This is a genomic window from Candidatus Defluviilinea proxima (assembly GCA_016721115.1).
GTDB lineage: Bacteria > Chloroflexota > Anaerolineae > Anaerolineales > Villigracilaceae > Defluviilinea > Defluviilinea proxima.
In genome coordinates, this window is sequence record JADKIW010000001.1 from 1,658,096 (window position 1) to 1,675,860 (window position 17,765).

Genomic DNA, 17,765 nt, shown 5'->3' on the forward strand with positions numbered 1-17,765 from the left:
TTTCAATAACAGACCATGGACGATAGACCGTTGACCATGGTCCATCGTCTATGGTCTATCGTCGAGCCTTTCCACAATCGCATCCACATCATACACACATCCACCCCATGTGCCGCCGCTGATGTTTTGAAGTAAAGCCCACAGACGCGTATCTTCTGGTAGGTCAGGATTCAGTTTCAAGTCAGGATGAGCCGAGCGAGAATCTAGGTCAACGTTGAGCACATCCAAACTTCCCGAAAGATTGACTCGGTCAATGATGATCTGAACCGTATCGCCATCCCGCAACTTTCCAAGTGGACCACCTGCCAACGCCTCGGGTCCCACGTGACCGATACATGCGCCTGTGCTGACACCGCTGAAACGCGCATCGGTGATGAGTGCGATGGTTTTGCCGTGAGGCAGATATTTCAATGCAGATGTGAGTTGATAGGTCTCCTCCATGCCCGTGCCCATGGGACCGCAACCGATGAGTGCGATGATATCGCCCGCCTTAACGGGATTTTCGCTCAAACCTTTGACCGCAGCAATCGCGGCGCGCTCGCTGGTAAAGACGCGGGCGGGACCTGTTTTGCGATAGACACCATCGGCATCCACAACGCTTGGGTCAATAGCGGTACTTTTGATGACAGCTCCCTGCGGCGAGAGATTGCCCGTGAGAAATGTGATCGTGCTGGTCAGTCCACGCTCGCGGGCTTTGGTTGGATTCATGATGACATCGTCGGGATTGATGCCATCGAGTTCCTGCAATCGCTCACGAAGTTTCTGGCGGCGTTCGCTTGCTTGCCATTCATCAAGTGCTTTGCCCAATGTATTTCCGTTCACGGTGCGAGCGTTGAGTTTCAACAATCCCAATTCCCGCAAATGCAACATCACTTCAGGCACGCCACCTGCAAGGAAGACTTGCACGGTGCCATAGCCAGTCGGTCCGTTTGGCATCACGTCAACAAGGCGCGGTGTGGAGCGATTGACGCGTGACCAATCGTCCACAGTGGGGCGGGGGAGTTTGGCGGCATGTGCGATGGCGGGGATGTGCAACAACAAATTCGTGCTTCCGCCAAATACCGCATGCGCGACCATGGCATTGTGAATTGAGTCTGCGGTGAGAATATCACTGGTGTTGATGTGATTTGCTGACATTGCCATCAACGCGTTTGCAGATCGCTTCGCCATATCGAGCCATATTGGTTGACCTGATGGAGCCAACGCGGAATGTGTGACAGAAAATCCTAATGCCTCCGCCACGACTTGACTTGTTGCTGCTGTTCCAAGAAACTGACAGCCACCTCCAGGCGAGGCGCAGGCGCGGCATCCCAAGTCGGAGGCTTCTTCGAGTGTGATGAGTCCATGGGCGAAACGTGCGCCGATGGATTGGATCTTGCCTGCATCTTCGCCTTGTTCGGGGAGCAAGGTCACGCCGCCAGGGACGATGATGCATGGCAAAGATTTCTGCGCGGCAAGCGCCATCATCATCGCGGGCAGACCTTTGTCGCAAGTGGCGATGCCCAGCACGCCTTTTCGAGTTGGGAGGGAACGGATGAGTCTTCGTAAGACAGTCGCCGCGTCATTGCGATAGGCGAGACTATCCATCATGCCTGCTGTGCCTTGTGTGCGTCCATCACATGGGTCGCTGACAAAACCTGCAAATGGGATCTTGTTATGTGCTTTGAATTCACGCGCCGCGGCTTGGGCAAGCAACCCCACTTCATAATGTCCCGTGTGATAGCCGAGCGCGATGGGGGAGCCATCTTCCGCGCGGATGCCGCCTTGTGTGCTGAGGATGAGGTACTCGTCTTTGCCGAGGTCAGAGGGAGACCATCCCATTGCCGCGTCCTGCGTCCAGCCGAAGACGTCTCCGCTGGGGGCATTGGTCAAGAATTCGGGAGACAGAGGCAGACTTCCCGTCGGTCCTGATGCGTGAGTCTGAACGTCAAATATATTATCCATGGTTGATATAGATCGTTTTCGTGCGCGTGTAAAAATCCATGGCGGCTTGTCCTTGCTCTTTGAAAGTGTTGGCACTGGATTGTTTGAAACCGCCGAACGGAGCGTTGAGGGCGAGTCCCGTGGTGGGCTCGTTGATCTTGACCACGCCCGCATCAATTTGATTAGCGAAGGCGAAGGCTTCTTTTAAATTGTTAGTGACCACACTCGCAGAGAGACCGAAGCTGATAGCGTTGGCTTTCTCTATTGCATCATTGATGCCATTCGCGCGAATGATACTGATAACAGGACCGAAGATTTCCTCTTGAGCGATGCGCATGGTCGGCTCGACGTGATCAAAGATGGTAGCTTGCGCAAAGTAACCTTTGCCACCTTCCACTTCGCCACCGATCAATAACTTCGCGCCCTCCTTTTGACCGAGTGCCATGTAGGTTTGACTTGTTTGCAGTTGATCTTGATTCACAAGCGGACCCATGTTGATGCCGCTTTCAAGTCCGTTACCGACTTTGAGATTCTTTGTCGCAGTGGTGAGCGCAGAGACAAATGCATCTGCGATTTCTTCTTCAACAATGATGCGGCTTGTTGCAGTACAAGCCTGACCTGTAAGTCCGAAGCCGCCAGTGATAGCGAGTTTGACGGCGAGTTCCAAGTCTGCATCTTTCAAAATGACGAGCGCGTTCTTTCCGCCCATTTCCAATTGCACGCGTGCCATGTTCTTGATCGCGTTTTGATAGACCTTCGTACCTGTGTTGTGTGAACCCGTAAAAGTAATTCCATTTACATGGGGATTGCTTGCCATCTCGGTTCCGATCAATGCACCGTCACCTGTGAGGAAGTTGATGACACCAGAGGGGAGTCCCGCTTCCGCGAGAGCTTCAACCAACAGCAATGCTGTGTGAGGCGCATCTTCCGCTGGTTTGAAAACAACTGTGTTTCCATAAATGAGCGCGGGTGCAATTTTCCATGCAGGGATAGCGATGGGAAAGTTCCACGGGGTGATGACACTGACTACGCCTAAAGGCTCGCGGCGTGTATAAAGCAATTCATCGGTCACGGAACTGGGGAGAACTTGTCCGCCATAGCGCCAGCCTTCGCCTGCATAATATTTGAAGATGTCACGTGCACGAGTAACTTCTCCCTTTGCCTCGGCGAGCGTCTTGCCTTCTTCGCGGGTGAGGGCGGTGGCGATTTCATCAAGCCGCGCAGTGAGAATCTGGCTGGCTTTATCGAGGATGGTTCCGCGCGTTGGGGCAGGGGTCTTTGACCAGGCAGGCAGAGTGGTGCGTGCAGAGTCAATTGCGTTCTTGGTGTCTTCCAGTGTTGCCATTGGGAAAAGGCCAATAACCTCGTTGTAGTCGGCTGGGTTATGGTTTTCGAAAAAAGCTCCTTTTTCTGATGTTTGCCAAGAACCAATGAAGTTTGGGTAACGCTTTGCTTGAGTGTTTGTCATGGTTGAAAATGTAACCTCCAAAACAGTTAGGGTTGATTACTTTAATTCCAGCTTCCCAAGCAATGGGGAGTTTTGTGGAAAAAAATGCTTGACTTGTCGGGAATCATTTGATAACATGTGGAAACGTTTCCATATAGAGCGCAAATTATCTCCTAGAATATTTGAAAAGTCAATAAAAACAATGAATTGCATAGATATTACGTTTGTTTTACTTGAAAACGTTTCCATAGATTGGAAATAACTTGTCATCTCCTAAAGTAACCATCGTAGAAGTTGCCAAAAAGGCTGGGGTATCTCTGGGGACCGTTTCGCGCGTACTCAACAATGATATACATGTTGCGCCAGAAACTCGTGAGCGCGTTTCTGCAGTAATTCAAGATATGGGGTATGTCGCTAATCGTCAGGCAAGAGGGTTAAAGGCTATGAAAACCAATGTGATCGGTGTATTGGTTCCTGACCTAGCCACAGGTTATATCGGGGAGATCTTACACGGCATTGATGTTGAGCTTGCCTTACACCAATTAGAGTTAATGCTTTTTACAACACATCGTACAGCGGCAAAAGAAGCGGGTTATGTTGCCAATATGGTACAAGGCATGGTGGATGGCCTGTTGATCGTCTTGCCGCGTAGTTTCGATGCCTATACGGACACCTTGGCGCGCCATCATTTTCCATTTGTTCTCATTGACCATCAGGGAAGCAGTGTCTCACATCCAACAGTTGGGGCGACCAATTGGCAGGGTGGATACAGTGCAACAGAGTATCTCATCAAGCTGGGTCACAAAAGAATCGGATGTATTACGGGCTCGATGGATCTTGGCTGTTCACAAGAACGCCTAAATGGATATCGCTCTGCTTTACGCACGCATCATCTTAACGAAGAAGCTGGTTTGGTTTACGAGGGAGATTTTCTTCAATCTGATGGATATGCGGGGGCATCTACCTTACTCGACCTCCCTGATGCTCCAACAGCGATCTTCGCCTCGAATGACCTTATGGCCATGGGTGCAATGGATGCCATACGCAGTCGTGGTCTACGAATTCCCAATGATGTATCTGTGATCGGTTTCGATAATATACAACAATCAGCAATGGTTTACCCACCCTTAACCACAATACAACAGCCCTTGGAACAAATGGGGCGTGTTGCAACACAAATCCTGTTGGGGATCTTGAAGAACCCTGACAAGGATGCAGGCCGAATTGAGTTGCCAACAGAATTAATTATCCGTAGTTCAACATCTGTTCCAAGGGAGAAGGCTGGCTAAACAGTTCATGCCAACTCTGTCTGTTGTTAGTGGATTCCATCGTAAAGAAAGGAGCTAACTATTATCAAGTTATAGGTTAATGCGTTGTCTCACTTACAGTTTAAATGTTTACTAGTTGTTTACCGATAATCTACATAAGGAGAAGAAAATGTCTCGCAAGATTTATACTGTTTTTAGTTTCTTGCTTATCGTTGCATTTGCGCTTTCCGCATGCGGTGGTGCCAAGCCTACAGCAACAGAAGCGCCTGTGCAAGCTACAGAGGCTCCTGCTCAACCGGCGGCCACAGAAGCCCCAATGGCTACCGAAGCTCCGTCCACGGCTGAAAAGGTTACCGTCACTTGGTGGCACATAGGAACTGCTGAAAAAGATACCAAGTTGTATCAAGCATTTGCCGATGAATATATGGCGGCCCACCCGAATGTAAATATTGAGATCACAATTCTTGAGAACGAGGCCTTCAAGACCAAGATGGCAACGGTTATGCAATCTGGTGAACCCCCTGATATCTTTCATAGCTGGGGTGGCGGTGTAATGAATGAATACGCCAAAGCAGACTTGTTGAGAGATATTACCCCTGAAATGGATGCTGATGGTGGTGCATGGCGTTCCACAATTAGCCCTGGCCCATTAGGTGTGTACTCATACTTGGGCAAAGTCTATGGTGTACCAACGGACATGGGTATGGTTGGTTTCTGGTACAACAAGGAATTGTTTGCTCAAGCTGGAATTGATGCTCCTCCCACAACCTGGACGGAACTCCTTGACGATGTGAAAGCACTTAAAGCTGCTGGCATTACACCGATCGCAATCGGTGAAGGCGATAAGTGGCCCGGCCATTTCTGGTGGGGTTATCTGATTACCCGTATCTGCGGACAGGCAGGTTTCGAAGCGGCGGCAATTACACGCACGGGTTCATTTACAGATCCATGTATCATTGAAGCAAGCAAGAAACTTCAGGAATTGGCTCAGCTTGAACCGTTCCAGGATGGATTCCTTTCCGCTACCTATGGCGATGAAGCAACAGCTGTTGGTAATGGAAAAGCAGCCATGGAACTTATGGGACAGTGGGCACCGGCGGTTCAAAAGGATAACAGCGAGAGCAAGCAAGGCATTGGCGACAATTTAGCCTGGTTTGGTTTCCCGATGGTTGAAGGTGGCGCTGGCGATCCTTCTGATGGCTACGGTGGTGGTAACGGTTATGCTGTTGGAAAGAACGCACCTGATGAGGCTGTTGATTTCTTGAAGTATTTGTCAGCTGCTGAGCAAGCGACTCGTATGGCCGAAAATGGAGGAGCTTTGCCGGTTGTGAAGGGTGCTTCAGGCGTGACAGACCCCTATCTGCTTACCATTCAAGAGAAGACCGGGCAGGCGAAATATTTCCAATTGTATTACGATCAAGCTTTGCCCCCAGCGCTTGGTTCTGTCGTTAATGACAATGTACAGGCCCTTTTTGCTGGCGCACTGACACCTGAGGAAGCGGCGCAGGCAGTAGAAGATGCGTTTGCACAGGAAACAAAGTAAGTAGTGCGAGATCACTAACGATGGCAGGGACTTGGGATCAACCCCGGGTTCCTGCCATTTTTATTTCTGTCTACATCACGTTTGATTTGAGTGACAACACCGGTTGTGATGTTGATTTGTGTAATGGGGGATAGTTACTTTGCGCCAGCGCTGTAAAAGGTTTGGGCTGTAGTAGCAGACGTCCCTTAGGGCTTGAGGCGCGAGTCTTAATGTCATACAAATTAGCTTAGTAGAGGCATTAAAATCAACCTCTTGACTCTGGCAGGCGTTTTTGTTATTATGTTATCGATAACATGTTATCGATAACATAATAAGAGAGAATTGTGTGATTCAGTCCGATAGGTCAAAGCGTGTCACGATCAAAGATGTAGCGCAAGCCGCAGGCGTTTCTACGCAGACGGTTTCACGTGTGATGAACAAGTTCTCTTATGTTTCAGATGAGACACGACAAAGGGTGGAAGAAGTGGTTGAGCAGTTGGGGTATCGCCCTAGCACTCTTGCACGAAGTTTAAGCCAACAACGCAGTTATACATTAGGTGTAGTCACTTTTGGGTTGAAATATATTGGGCCTTCGCGTACCCTAAATGGGATAGCTGATAAGGCAGATGAACTTGGTTATATGCTTTTGATGAAAGAGCTTGATAGTTTGGATGCCAACAGAATTGACGATGTGATTGACTCGCTTCTTGCTCGTCAGGTGGACGGTGTTCTGTGGGTAGCTCCGGAGATCGCTGATAATCATGCTTGGGTTGATGATCGTCTTGAAAAGTTTCCGGTGCCGTTTTTGTTTATTGCGATGCAACCGCGAAGTAATATCGCCAGTATTGCAACGGATAATTACTGGGGCGGTGTGATGGCAACACAGCATTTACTGGATTGTGGACGAAAAAATATTGGACATATTTCTGGTCCACGGGGTTGGTGGGAGGCAGATGAGCGGAAGCGTGGGTGGCGTGAGGCGCTCGTTGCGGCTGGTTTTGATATTTCAGAAAAGCATTGTACTGAGGGGAATTGGTCTTCATCTAGTGGTGAACAAGCGTTTTGTCAATTGCTTGAGTTGTTTCCAGATATGGATGCTATTTTTGTTGGTAATGATCAGATGGCTTTAAGTGTTTTACGGGAAGCGTTGCGGCGTGGCATTCGTGTCCCTGAACAATTGGCAGTAGTTGGTTTTGACAACATTGCAGAGTCTGCATATTTCTACCCATCGCTTACGACTATTTCTCAAGACCTTCAGTTACTTGGAGAGCAGTCAGTTCAAAATGTAGTAGAGATGATACAGGCTGCACAGGAAAACACCCCTATTATTGCCAAGTCGGATTTTATTCGGCCTGTTCTTGTTGTTCGTGAAAGCTCGAAATTGGTCTGAGTATTTTTCTGTGTTGTTTATGTATCTTGGCAAATTAAATTGGAAGGAGGTGGTGTAAGAAAAAATAACGTTCAATGTAAGAGGAAGCGCACATTGGTTCATTGGCGTCTAATGTGCTCATTCCCGGCAGGACCGCATCATTGCTGTTTTCATTGCCCTGTCTTTGCCTGATCGATACGCCAACATAAATATTCTGTATCCAAATATATAAGGAGAAGAAATGTCTAAGAAATTGCTCTACAATTTGCTGGCTGTACTGGTGCTTGCCAGCCTCGTCCTCACTGCTTGTGGTGGTGGTAGTTCTTCCGCATCCGAAAAGAAGTTGGTTGGTATCTCCATGCCGACCAAGAGCTCAACCCGCTGGATCTCTGACGGCGAGAGCATGGTCAAAGAATTCCAGGCCATGGGTTACGAAACCGACCTGCAATTTGCTGACAATGACATCCCCAATCAGTTGGCGCAGATCGAAAACATGGTCACCAAGGGTGCCAAGGTTCTCGTGATCGCAGCCATCGATGGCACGACTCTCTCTGATGTTCTTCAGAAGGCTCATGACAACGGCGCGATTGTGATCTCCTATGACCGCCTCATCACCAAGACCCCGAATGTTGACTACTACGCCACCTTCGATAACTTCGGTGTGGGCGTCATCCAGGGCACTCAACTCCTTGAAGGCCTCGGTCTGAAACCCGGCGAAAAAGCTCCCGCTGGTGTTGGCCCCTTCAATGTTGAACTCTTCGGTGGTTCCCCCGATGACACGAACGCTTTCTACTTCTATGATGGCGCTATGTCTGTTATCCAACCCTTCATCGATGACGGCACAATCGTTATCCAAAGTGGTCAAATGGGTATGGACAAAGTCGGTACTTTGCGCTGGCTTGCTGCAACCGCTCAGGCTCGCATGGACAACCTTCTGAGCGCGTACTACACCGATAAGCGTGTTGACGGCGTTCTTTCCCCGTACGATGGCCTTAGCATCGGTATCCTTTCCTCCCTGAAGGGTGTTGGTTATTGCACACCCGAACAGCCATGCCCGATCGTGACCGGTCAGGATGCAGAAGTTGCTTCCGTCAAGTCCATTATCGCTGGCGAACAAACCTATACCGTGTTCAAGGACACTCGCGTTCTTGCCAAACAAGCCGCCAAGATGGCTGATCAGGCTCTGAAGGGTGAGACAGTTGAGATCAATGACACCAAGACCTATGACAACCTTGTCAAGGTTGTGCCTTCCTACTTGTTGACCCCCATTAGCGTTGATATTAACAACTACCAGAAAGAATTGGTAGATACTGGCTATATCAAAGCTGAAGACCTGAAATAAATTGTGTTGTATGTGTGAGGGCAGAAATGCCCTCACACATTTCTGTGATGCTTTTCTTGTTTTGCAAATCAGGCGACAGAATGTTGATTGTACGAAGAAACAATTTGGGCAAAGTCAGCAAATACTATTGCTGATGGAGCGGAAGCCCTGAGTTTGTAACCGTCGTTTCACGAGAAGATGTTTTCTTGAAAAACCATCATATTGTATTAAAATTAGACCTAAAATAATTAATTTCACATTATGTACGTCAAGGACGAGTAAACCATGTCTGATGCTATTTTGGAAATGCGCAATATCACAAAGACTTTCCCTGGTGTAAAAGCGCTTAATAATGTGAGTTTCAGCGTGACCCAGGGAGAGATACATGCTTTGGTAGGGGAAAATGGAGCGGGGAAATCAACATTGATGAAAGTGTTAAGCGGCATATATCCATATGGTACCTATCAAGGGGAGATTTACTTTCAAGGCAAGGAATGCCGATTCCGGGATATTACTGAATCTGAAAAGGTCGGACTTGTCATTATCCACCAGGAACTTGCGCTGATTCCTTTTCTTTCTGTAGCTGAGAATCTGTTTCTTGGTAATGAACGTGCTAAAAATGGCGTGATCGATTGGAACGAATCTATTTCAAGAACAAAAGAATTATTGGATAGAGTGGGGTTGCACGAATCGCCTAGTACACTGATCACAGATATGGGCGTAGGGAAACAACAGTTGGTTGAAATTGCCAAAGCTTTGGCAAAAGAGGTCAAGCTTCTCATTCTGGATGAACCGACAGCGTCTTTAAATGAAAATGATAGTGAGAAACTTCTTGAGCTATTGCTTCAATTCAAATCACATGGAATTTCCTCGATTTTGATCTCTCATAAATTAAGCGAAGTATCCAAAGTAGCCGATTCGATCACTATTTTGCGCGATGGCGCGACAATTGAAACTTTGGATTGTCATAAAGATGTTATTACAGAAGATAGGATCATTCGTGGCATGGTTGGACGCGATCTAACCCATCGCTTCCCGCCACGTGAGAAGAATATCGGAGAAGTTATTTTTGAAGTGCGGGATTGGAATGTTTATCATCCCATCCACGAGGATCGTAAAGTAAGTACAAACGTGAACATTAACGTCCGTAAGGGCGAAGTAGTTGGGATTTCGGGGTTGATGGGTGCTGGAAGAACGGAGCTGGCGATGAGTATTTTCGGCCATGCTTACGGCACCCGTATTAGTGGCAAGGCTTATAGAAATGGTAAAGAAGTGGATATCACCACTATTGATAAAGCCATTGAGAATGGAATTGCTTATGCAACGGAAGACCGAAAAGCATATGGACTGGTCCTGATCCAGGAGGTCAAAAATAACATCACTCTGGCAAATCTTGAAGAAATTTCAACTCGCCAAGTGATCAATGAACCTCAAGAGATGAAGGTTACCAGCGAGTATCGCGATAAGCTTAATATTAAGTGCTCCAGCATTCAGCAACTCGCTCTTAATCTTTCTGGCGGTAATCAGCAGAAAGTTGTACTTAGTAAATGGTTGTTTGCAAGCCCGGAGATTTTGATCCTTGATGAGCCTACACGTGGTATTGATGTTGGAGCGAAATACGAGATCTATACCATTATCAATCGTCTTGCCAGTGAAGGAAAAGGGATCATCTTGATCTCATCAGAACTGCCGGAAATTTTGGGGGTTTGTGATCGCATCTACGTAATGCGTGATGGCAAAATTGTTGGTGAAATGCCCGCCAGCGAAGCATCTCAGGAAAAAGTAATGAAATACATTATGACTCAACAAGAGGTAGTGGAACAATGAAAACTCTTTCGACGCTTTTCAAGAATAATGTTCGTGAATATGGTATGTTGATCGCGCTTATTGCGGTCATGGTGTTCTTCCAGGTTCAGACTGATGGCGTACTCATGAAGCCTGTAAATATCACCAACCTTGTTCTACAGAACAGCTACGTTATCACCATGGCGTTAGGCATGTTGTTGATCATTATTACCGGCTGGATCGATCTGTCTGTGGGCTCGGTTGTCGCTGTGATTGGAGCACTCGCGGGTGTACTGATCGTCCGGTACGATATGAATTGGGTTCTAGTTGTTATACTTTCCCTGTTGTTGGGAGCGGCGATTGGAGCTTTTCATGGCTACTTTGTTGCGTATTTGAAGATCCCAGCCTTCATTGTTACTTTGGCGGGTATGTTGATCTTTCGTGGTCTGACCATTGCCCTACTTCGGGGAGAGTCTGTGGGGCCGTTTCCCAGAGGGTTTCAAAACATCAGTTCTGGGTTTATTCCGGACTTTTTTCAATACGAAGGGTTTCACATCACTACCATGTTGATCGGGGTGATCCTTTCCGTGTTGCTGATATGGCTGGATCTGCGTGCCCGAAGAAATCAACAGAAATATGGCTTTGAGGTAACACCGTTCTATTTCTTTGTTGTCAAAAATATCGGGATCACCGCGGCAGTCATGGGATTGTGCTATTTGATGGCTTCCTATAAAGGACTTCCCAATGTGCTAGTCCTCCTTTTTGTGTTGATCTCGTTTTATTCCTTCATTACGAGTTCGTCAGTGATTGGCCGCCGTATTTACGCAATGGGTGGCAACGAAAAAGCGGCCCGACTTTCAGGTGTCAATACACCGCGCTTGTTGTTCTATACATTCATCAACATGGGTGTTCTTGCTTCTCTGGCTGGCTTGATCGTTGCGGCACGCCTGAATAGTTCCACACCGAATGCGGGAGACGGTATGGAGTTGGATGTTATCGCAGCCTGTTTCATCGGAGGCGCATCACCTAGCGGTGGTGTCGGTAAGGTGATTGGTGCATTGGTTGGCGCTTTTCTGATCGGTGTTCTGAATAATGGTATGTCCATTATGGGCGTTGGTATCGACTGGCAGAAGGTTGTTAAAGGTGTAGTTTTGTTGGTCGCGGTCTTGTTCGATGTCTACAACAAGAACAAGAGTGGATAGTAATCGAATAGATGTAAACTAATCAAAAGGTGACGGTTTCTTCAAAGAGGCTGTCACCTTTATTGTCTAAGGATGTTGATATGGACGATATATTGAAACAATTACTCAGCGAAGAACAAGAACTTCAATTTACAAGTTTCAACGAAGAGACTGCCTGGAAGTTGGGAAGCCGGATAGCGGAACAATGCATGAAAGATGGATTGCCCGTAACGATTGATATCACATTTGGGTCGCGCCAATTATTCCATGTCAGTTTGCGTGGCGCCTCTGCAGATAACGATGAGTGGGTAAAGCGTAAGGTTCGTCTTGTATACAGATTCGGGCATAGTTCGTTTTATATTGGACAACAGTTAAAGAGTAAAGGTAAGCGTATCGAAGAAGCATACTTGCTATCTGAAAGTGAATACGCTCCGCATGGGGGATGTTTCCCTGTGATCGTCAAAGGTACAGGTATTGTTGGTACCGTCACAGTCTCTGGATTGCCACAAGAAGAAGATCATAAATTGGTTGTTCAAGCAATTCGTGCATATCTGGCAGAGGAGAAATAACATGGGATTGAATCCAGTGATCGAAATGTTAGGACGCAGACTTCGCCTCGCTGTCATTGGTGGCGGGTCGGGGTCATTTATTGGAGCCATGCATCGGCAAGCGGCAAGGCTTGATGATCGGTATGAGATCGTTACAGGCATACTTTCCTCGAATCTTGAGAAATCTAGAAAAGATGCGCTGGAGATCGGCCTTCCTTCTGATCGTTTGTATTCCAACGTACAGGAAATGCTCGATAAAGAATCCGTACGCAAAGATGGCGCGGATGTGATTGCCATCATGACCCCCAACGACAGTCACTATGAATATGCCATGTACGCACTCGAACGTGGCTTCGATATCATTTGTGACAAGCCCATGACCAACACACTCGAAGAAGCCGAAACTCTTCATAAAAAGGTGCAAGAGACTGGTTTGGTCTTTTGCCTCACGCATAATTACACAGGTTATCCAATGGTGCGTCAGGCGAAGGCAATGGTTGAAGATGGACAGCTTGGCACGATCAGGCTCGTTCAGGTGGAATATGTTCAGGGGGGCAAAGCAGACGAAAGCAAGCCCGATCCGTCCTCCTCGTGGAGATTTGATCCCGTTCGCGGAGGCCCCTCTTTGGTGATGGGCGATATCGGTTCGCATGCACATAATCTCACGCGTTTCATCACTGGATTGGAAGTGGACGAAGTCTCTGCTGAAATTGGCAACATCGTCCCCGGTCGCCTCGTGCATGACTTTGGCGGGGCACTGCTCCGATTTAACAATTCTGCCCGAGGAGTTTTCTGGGTGACACAAGCCGCGGCGGGAGTTGAAAATTGCTTGCGTATTCGTGTCAGTGGGACGAAAGGCTCGCTCGAATGGATGCAGGAATTTCCGCAAGCGCTCACGTTCAAGCAGTTGGGTGCGCCGTCGCAGAACCGAACACCGAATGGACCGGGTACTCTTCCATTGTCAAAACGATCTACACGTATCGTGGCCGGTCACCCTGAAGGATTCCACGAAGGCTTTGCCAATATCTATTCCGATGCGGCAGAAGCAATTGCCGCACGAAGGTCTGGAAAACAAGCGGACCCGTTGGCAACGTACTTCCCGAACTCGTTCGATGGCTTGATGGGATTGAAGTTCGTTTTCAGTGCTATTGAATCCAGCAAGGCGAACGGTCAGTGGACGAAATGCAAATAAGGAATTTCAATGACTAAGATCATTTTAGTCACGGGTGCAACAGGTAAAGTGGGGAGGGTGTTTGTTGATCGTTTGTTATCCGACCCGAAATTTGATTCGTTCACTGTGCGAGCATTATGTCATAACCGTGAACTTGAACCTCACACACGTATCGAAAATATTCACGGCTCCATCGAACATCGTGATGTCGTTGAAAAAGCGATGGACGGTGTCACCCATGTTTTACATCTGGCGACTGTAAAGGAAACGCCTGAGCAGATCATGGATGTAGCGGTCAAAGGGTTGTTCTGGTTGCTCGAAGCGTGCCGAACCAGTCCCACTTTTCAACAGTTCATTATGGTTGGTGGCGATGCAGGTGTTGGTCATTTCGTTTATCAGCACCCGATCCCTGTCACTGAAACGCAAAAACATTCGGCGTATGAAGGTTGTTACGCGCTTTCAAAAGTTCTCGAAGAAGTGATGCTCGAACAGTATTACATTCAATACTATCTCAATGGTTGTTGTTTGCGCGCGCCATGGATCATGGAGAAGGATGACTTTAAGTATCAACTTTCTTTTGGAGAAGATGTCTTTGGCGGACCGCGTTGGCGTGATCTGGTGGACGCTCAAAGTGTAGATGAGTTAATTCGGACGGAAGCAGTTCCGGTCATGCTTGACCCGCAAGCTGTTCCCGTCAAACGAAACTTTGTCCACGTTGACGATTTGGTCAGCGCCATTTTGCTGGCGGTCGATCATCCAAAAGCACGGCAACAACTCTTCAATATCAGTATGGATGAACCCATTGATTATGGTGAGATGGGTAAGTATCTAAACATAACGCGCGGGTTGCCAACTGTTGAGATCAAAACGGAATATCACTCGACCTGGTTGGATAATACAAAGGCTAAATTTTTACTGGGGTGGCGGCCCGAATATGATATGAAAAAAATGATCGACTCGGCATTTGATTATGTGCGGGCAAAGAATGATCCGCGCAAGATTTGGTATCCGGGATAATTTGAAAGATAACGAATATGCCGTATAAGGTTTTCTTTGTTGAAGATGAGATCATCACCCGTGAAGGCATCCGCGATAACGTGGATTGGGGCGCCAACGGGTTTGAATTCTGTGGCGAAGCGGCCGATGGTGAAATGGCATTGCCATTATTGCGTGCGGCCCAGCCCGATGTTCTGATCACAGACATCAAGATGCCGTTCATGGATGGGTTGCAATTGAGCAAGATCATGCGTGAACGCATGCCGTGGGTGAAGATCATTATTCTCAGTGGACACGATGAGTTCGAGTATGCTCAACAGGCTATCAAGCTTGGGGTCACCGATTATTTGTTGAAGCCTATCACGGTGCAAAACCTGCAAAAAGCGCTCCAGAAATTGACTGTGTTACTGGATCAGGAAAAAAAAGAACGGGAAAGTTTGAAGAAACTGCAAGAGCAGGCCGAGGAAAATCGTGCCGTGCTTCGCGAACGATTGTTATTCAAATTGGTTGTAGGGGCAGTTTCTCCCGCAGATGCCATCGAGAATGGTCAGGAACTTGGGCTTAACCTGATCGCTCGTCATTATCTGGTTGCGATCTTAAAAATTGAACCTGTTAATCGTGCAGAACCATATGAACATGGTGAATACCAACAGATTCAAAGCCTCATCATGGGGTTGGTTGAAAAAAATCCAGACATCTTTATGCTCAGAAGGGATTGGGGAGATCTGGTTTTGATTATGAAGGGCGGAACTCCCGAATACCTTGAAGAAGAGCGGGATATTCTCATTGATGAGATCAGGCGGGACGTAGCAAAGACGCAATACAAGTTGATCGTAGGTATGGGGACTACGAAGAACCGCATCGCAGATATCTGCCAGTCATTTGTGGAAGCCTTGGCGCGGATTCAGGATGCAACCGGCGTGGATAAGTCTGGCATCGATCAACCTGCGGAGCGGGCGGAATTATTCAATCTGGATAAAGCGGCCATTGAAAATTATTTGCACTATGGCGCAAAGGATGAGATCGATGAGTTTTTCAACGCCTACCTTCATCCGTTGGGTGAAACGGCATTGAGATCGAACCTGATCAAGAATTATATTTTTGTCGATGTTGTTCTTGCTGTTTCAAAATTGATGAAAGACCTGGGTGGAGATGTCGATAGGGTGATCCCAGAGTTGGATTCTATCGAGATGACCATGTCCAGCATCAAAACGCTTGAGCAATTGCGCGAACAGGTATATAAAATCTTATCCAACGCGTTGGCATATCGCGATGGTCAACCAAAAGGGCAGTATAAAGCCCTGATCCATCAGGCCAAGGAATATATCGAACGTCATTATGTAGACCCAGACCTTTCGCTAAGTGCCGTAGCGGTACAGGCAAATCTCAGTGCCAGTCATTTTAGCGTGGTGTTCAGCCAGGAAACCGGGCAAACCTTCAAAGAGTATTTGACGGAGGTCCGCATTAACAAGGCCAAAGAACTGTTACGTATGACACCGTTAAGATCAGCCGATATTGCCTATCAAGTTGGCTATAACGATCCTCATTATTTCAGTTCTGTTTTCAAGAAGCATACCGGCCTTTCGCCGATTGAGTTTAGATCGCAATTGTAGTTGCTTCGCAGGAGAGCGACATGGCACAAAAAACAGTAACGCCTGATTTCAGGCAGGTCCTGACCAGGATAGGCGAGCAGGCAAGCTCAACAGGCAGGGTCCCACTTAAATATTTTGGGAAGCTCGCCGATTTTTTGGCAGGTATCAATCTGTCTATTCGCACAAAAATTCTCGCGTCGCTCTGTGTTGTGATCCTGTTGATGGGGGCAACAAATATCGTTTCCATGTTGCAGGTGTTGCGTTATAGCCGTCAATATGATGCCATCATCACCAATATTACAACTGCCAATAGTATTAGCGGCAGGGTCAAGCCTGATATCGACAATGAGATGTGGAGGATCGTTTCGGGAAAGGTTGAATTTTCAAGCGGAAAACAGTATGAGATCATTGACACCGTAGATACCAAAGTGCGCTGGATGATGGATAACACCGATTCACAACGCGCCAAAGTGAAACTGGATCTGGTTCTCAGAACACTTCAGTCCTTGAAAGCTGATTTGGATTTGATGGGGGATAAGATCGCGCATAACAGCACAGCCGCAGAGAACGAAGCGGTCCTGGAGAAAATCCGTTTTTCAACATCTGTGCTGGATGAAAGCATTCAAAACTATGTGCTGTATGAAGTAAATCGCACCGAAGGGCAATACCAGGTGATGCGTGAGAGTTTTGCACGCTGGCAGGTCTTTTCCATTATCTTGATCTTCAGTGCGGTAGGGTTTGCGATTGTAGCCGCTTGGAGCTTGTCCAAGAGCATTTACACTCCCATCAAGAAACTGCATGATGTGACCACAACTATCACCAAGAACGATCTTCAAACCTTGATGACCAGTGATAACGTGGACGAGATCACAGAGTTGGGGATGAGCTTTAATATCATGATCGGTAAGATCAAGGAATTGTTGGATTCCAAGATCAAGGAGCAGGAAAATCTCAAGAAGGCAGAGTTGCGTGCGCTCCAGGCTCAGATCAATCCGCACTTTTTATATAACACTCTCGACACCATTATTTGGATGGCTGAATCCAAAAAGACTGACCAAGTGGTTAAGATCGTTACTGCACTGTCGAAATTCTTCCGCATCAGCTTAAGTAAAGGTATGGACTGGATCACCATTGGTGAAGAGGTCGAACGTATCAAAAGTTACCTGACCATTCAGAAGATGCGGTATCGCGACATTCTCGATTTCAAGATCGATGTAGATAAAGATGTAGCAGAGAATACGATCCTGAAGTTAATTCTCCAGCCGTTGGTAGAGAATGCCTTGTATCACGGTATTAAAAACAAAAGGCGTGGAGGTACGATTAGCGTGCGCGCCAGAAGAAAAGACGAGAATGAAATATTGCTTGAGGTAGAAGATGACGGCATTGGTTTCACGCCAGAAAAACTTGCACGCCTGCGCAATGAATTGAATGATGACTCAGGTGAGATTAAAATGGAAAGCGGTTACGGCATTGGCAACGTCAACAATCGTATCCGCTTGTATTACGGTAAACAGTATGGGCTTTCCATTCAAAGTGAATATGGTACAGGGACCCGTATCACTTTAGTGATCCCGTCAAAAATGGAAACCGCCACGCAAGATATGAACTCCTTGTAGATGGTTAGGATTAAGGAACCCTGTTG

At 47.4% G+C, this 17,765-nt stretch carries 13 protein-coding genes; 11 read left to right on the plus strand and 2 right to left on the minus strand.

All coding sequences use genetic code 11. The features are described from left to right. Nucleotides 1-48: 48 nt before the first annotated feature. Both IPP66_07810 and IPP66_07815 read right to left on the minus strand, forming a co-directional pair. Nucleotides 49-1,944, minus strand: coding sequence for a YjhG/YagF family D-xylonate dehydratase (locus IPP66_07810; protein MBK9925183.1), 1,896 nt, complete (start codon nucleotides 1,942-1,944; stop codon nucleotides 49-51). Then, nucleotides 1,937-3,391 (minus strand): aldehyde dehydrogenase family protein, encoded by a 1,455-nt coding sequence (locus IPP66_07815; protein ID MBK9925184.1) that lies wholly within the window; start codon nucleotides 3,389-3,391, stop codon nucleotides 1,937-1,939. Before IPP66_07815 ends, IPP66_07810 begins: the two co-directional genes overlap by 8 nt. A gap of 242 nt (nucleotides 3,392-3,633) precedes the next feature. Here IPP66_07815 and IPP66_07820 point away from each other — a divergent pair, with 242 nt between their 5' ends. From IPP66_07820 to IPP66_07870, 11 genes are all read left to right on the plus strand, one after another. Further along, on the plus strand, nucleotides 3,634-4,659 hold the full coding sequence (locus IPP66_07820; protein MBK9925185.1) for a LacI family DNA-binding transcriptional regulator: 1,026 nt from the start codon (nucleotides 3,634-3,636) through the stop codon (nucleotides 4,657-4,659). A 148-nt stretch (nucleotides 4,660-4,807) separates the two neighbouring features. Further along, nucleotides 4,808-6,181, plus strand: coding sequence for an extracellular solute-binding protein (locus tag IPP66_07825; protein MBK9925186.1), 1,374 nt, complete (start codon nucleotides 4,808-4,810; stop codon nucleotides 6,179-6,181). Nucleotides 6,182-6,506: 325 nt separating this feature from the next. Then, on the plus strand, nucleotides 6,507-7,550 hold the full coding sequence (locus IPP66_07830; GenBank protein ID MBK9925187.1) for a LacI family DNA-binding transcriptional regulator: 1,044 nt from the start codon (nucleotides 6,507-6,509) through the stop codon (nucleotides 7,548-7,550). A gap of 220 nt (nucleotides 7,551-7,770) precedes the next feature. Next, nucleotides 7,771-8,871 (plus strand): sugar-binding protein, encoded by a 1,101-nt coding sequence (locus IPP66_07835; protein MBK9925188.1) that lies wholly within the window; start codon nucleotides 7,771-7,773, stop codon nucleotides 8,869-8,871. 264 nt (nucleotides 8,872-9,135) lie between these two features. Then, nucleotides 9,136-10,677, plus strand: coding sequence for an ATP-binding cassette domain-containing protein (locus IPP66_07840; GenBank protein ID MBK9925189.1), 1,542 nt, complete (start codon nucleotides 9,136-9,138; stop codon nucleotides 10,675-10,677). Next, the gene (locus IPP66_07845; GenBank protein MBK9925190.1) at nucleotides 10,674-11,837 is read left to right on the plus strand and encodes a sugar ABC transporter permease; all 1,164 of its coding nucleotides are present in this window, start codon (nucleotides 10,674-10,676) and stop codon (nucleotides 11,835-11,837) included. Before IPP66_07840 ends, IPP66_07845 begins: the two co-directional genes overlap by 4 nt. An 80-nt stretch (nucleotides 11,838-11,917) precedes the next feature. Further along, nucleotides 11,918-12,385: a heme-degrading domain-containing protein gene (locus IPP66_07850; protein ID MBK9925191.1), complete on the plus strand. Its 468-nt coding sequence runs from the start codon at nucleotides 11,918-11,920 to the stop codon at nucleotides 12,383-12,385. A gap of 1 nt (nucleotide 12,386) precedes the next feature. Then, nucleotides 12,387-13,556 carry a Gfo/Idh/MocA family oxidoreductase gene (locus tag IPP66_07855; GenBank protein ID MBK9925192.1) on the plus strand — a complete coding sequence of 390 codons (1,170 nt, stop codon included), beginning with the start codon at nucleotides 12,387-12,389 and terminating at the stop codon, nucleotides 13,554-13,556. A 9-nt stretch (nucleotides 13,557-13,565) separates the two neighbouring features. After that, the gene (locus tag IPP66_07860; protein MBK9925193.1) at nucleotides 13,566-14,552 is read left to right on the plus strand and encodes an NAD(P)-dependent oxidoreductase; all 987 of its coding nucleotides are present in this window, start codon (nucleotides 13,566-13,568) and stop codon (nucleotides 14,550-14,552) included. Between the two features lie 17 nt (nucleotides 14,553-14,569). Continuing rightward, complete coding sequence (locus tag IPP66_07865; GenBank protein ID MBK9925194.1) at nucleotides 14,570-16,144, plus strand: response regulator; 1,575 nt, start codon at nucleotides 14,570-14,572, stop codon at nucleotides 16,142-16,144. 20 nt (nucleotides 16,145-16,164) lie between these two features. Beyond that, entirely contained in the window at nucleotides 16,165-17,739 is a 1,575-nt protein-coding gene (locus IPP66_07870) for a sensor histidine kinase (protein MBK9925195.1), read from the plus strand. Nucleotides 17,740-17,765: the final 26 nt, after the last annotated feature.

Coding starts and splice junctions, on each gene's coding strand:
- IPP66_07810 (MBK9925183.1), bottom strand. CDS start 1,944: ATGGATAATATATTTGACGTTCAGACTCACGCATCAGGACCGACGGGA.
- IPP66_07815 (MBK9925184.1), bottom strand. CDS start 3,391: ATGACAAACACTCAAGCAAAGCGTTACCCAAACTTCATTGGTTCTTGG.
- IPP66_07825 (MBK9925186.1), top strand. CDS start 4,808: ATGTCTCGCAAGATTTATACTGTTTTTAGTTTCTTGCTTATCGTTGCA.
- IPP66_07835 (MBK9925188.1), top strand. CDS start 7,771: ATGTCTAAGAAATTGCTCTACAATTTGCTGGCTGTACTGGTGCTTGCC.
- IPP66_07840 (MBK9925189.1), top strand. CDS start 9,136: ATGTCTGATGCTATTTTGGAAATGCGCAATATCACAAAGACTTTCCCT.
- IPP66_07845 (MBK9925190.1), top strand. CDS start 10,674: ATGAAAACTCTTTCGACGCTTTTCAAGAATAATGTTCGTGAATATGGT.
- IPP66_07850 (MBK9925191.1), top strand. CDS start 11,918: ATGGACGATATATTGAAACAATTACTCAGCGAAGAACAAGAACTTCAA.
- IPP66_07855 (MBK9925192.1), top strand. CDS start 12,387: ATGGGATTGAATCCAGTGATCGAAATGTTAGGACGCAGACTTCGCCTC.
- IPP66_07860 (MBK9925193.1), top strand. CDS start 13,566: ATGACTAAGATCATTTTAGTCACGGGTGCAACAGGTAAAGTGGGGAGG.
- IPP66_07865 (MBK9925194.1), top strand. CDS start 14,570: ATGCCGTATAAGGTTTTCTTTGTTGAAGATGAGATCATCACCCGTGAA.
- IPP66_07870 (MBK9925195.1), top strand. CDS start 16,165: ATGGCACAAAAAACAGTAACGCCTGATTTCAGGCAGGTCCTGACCAGG.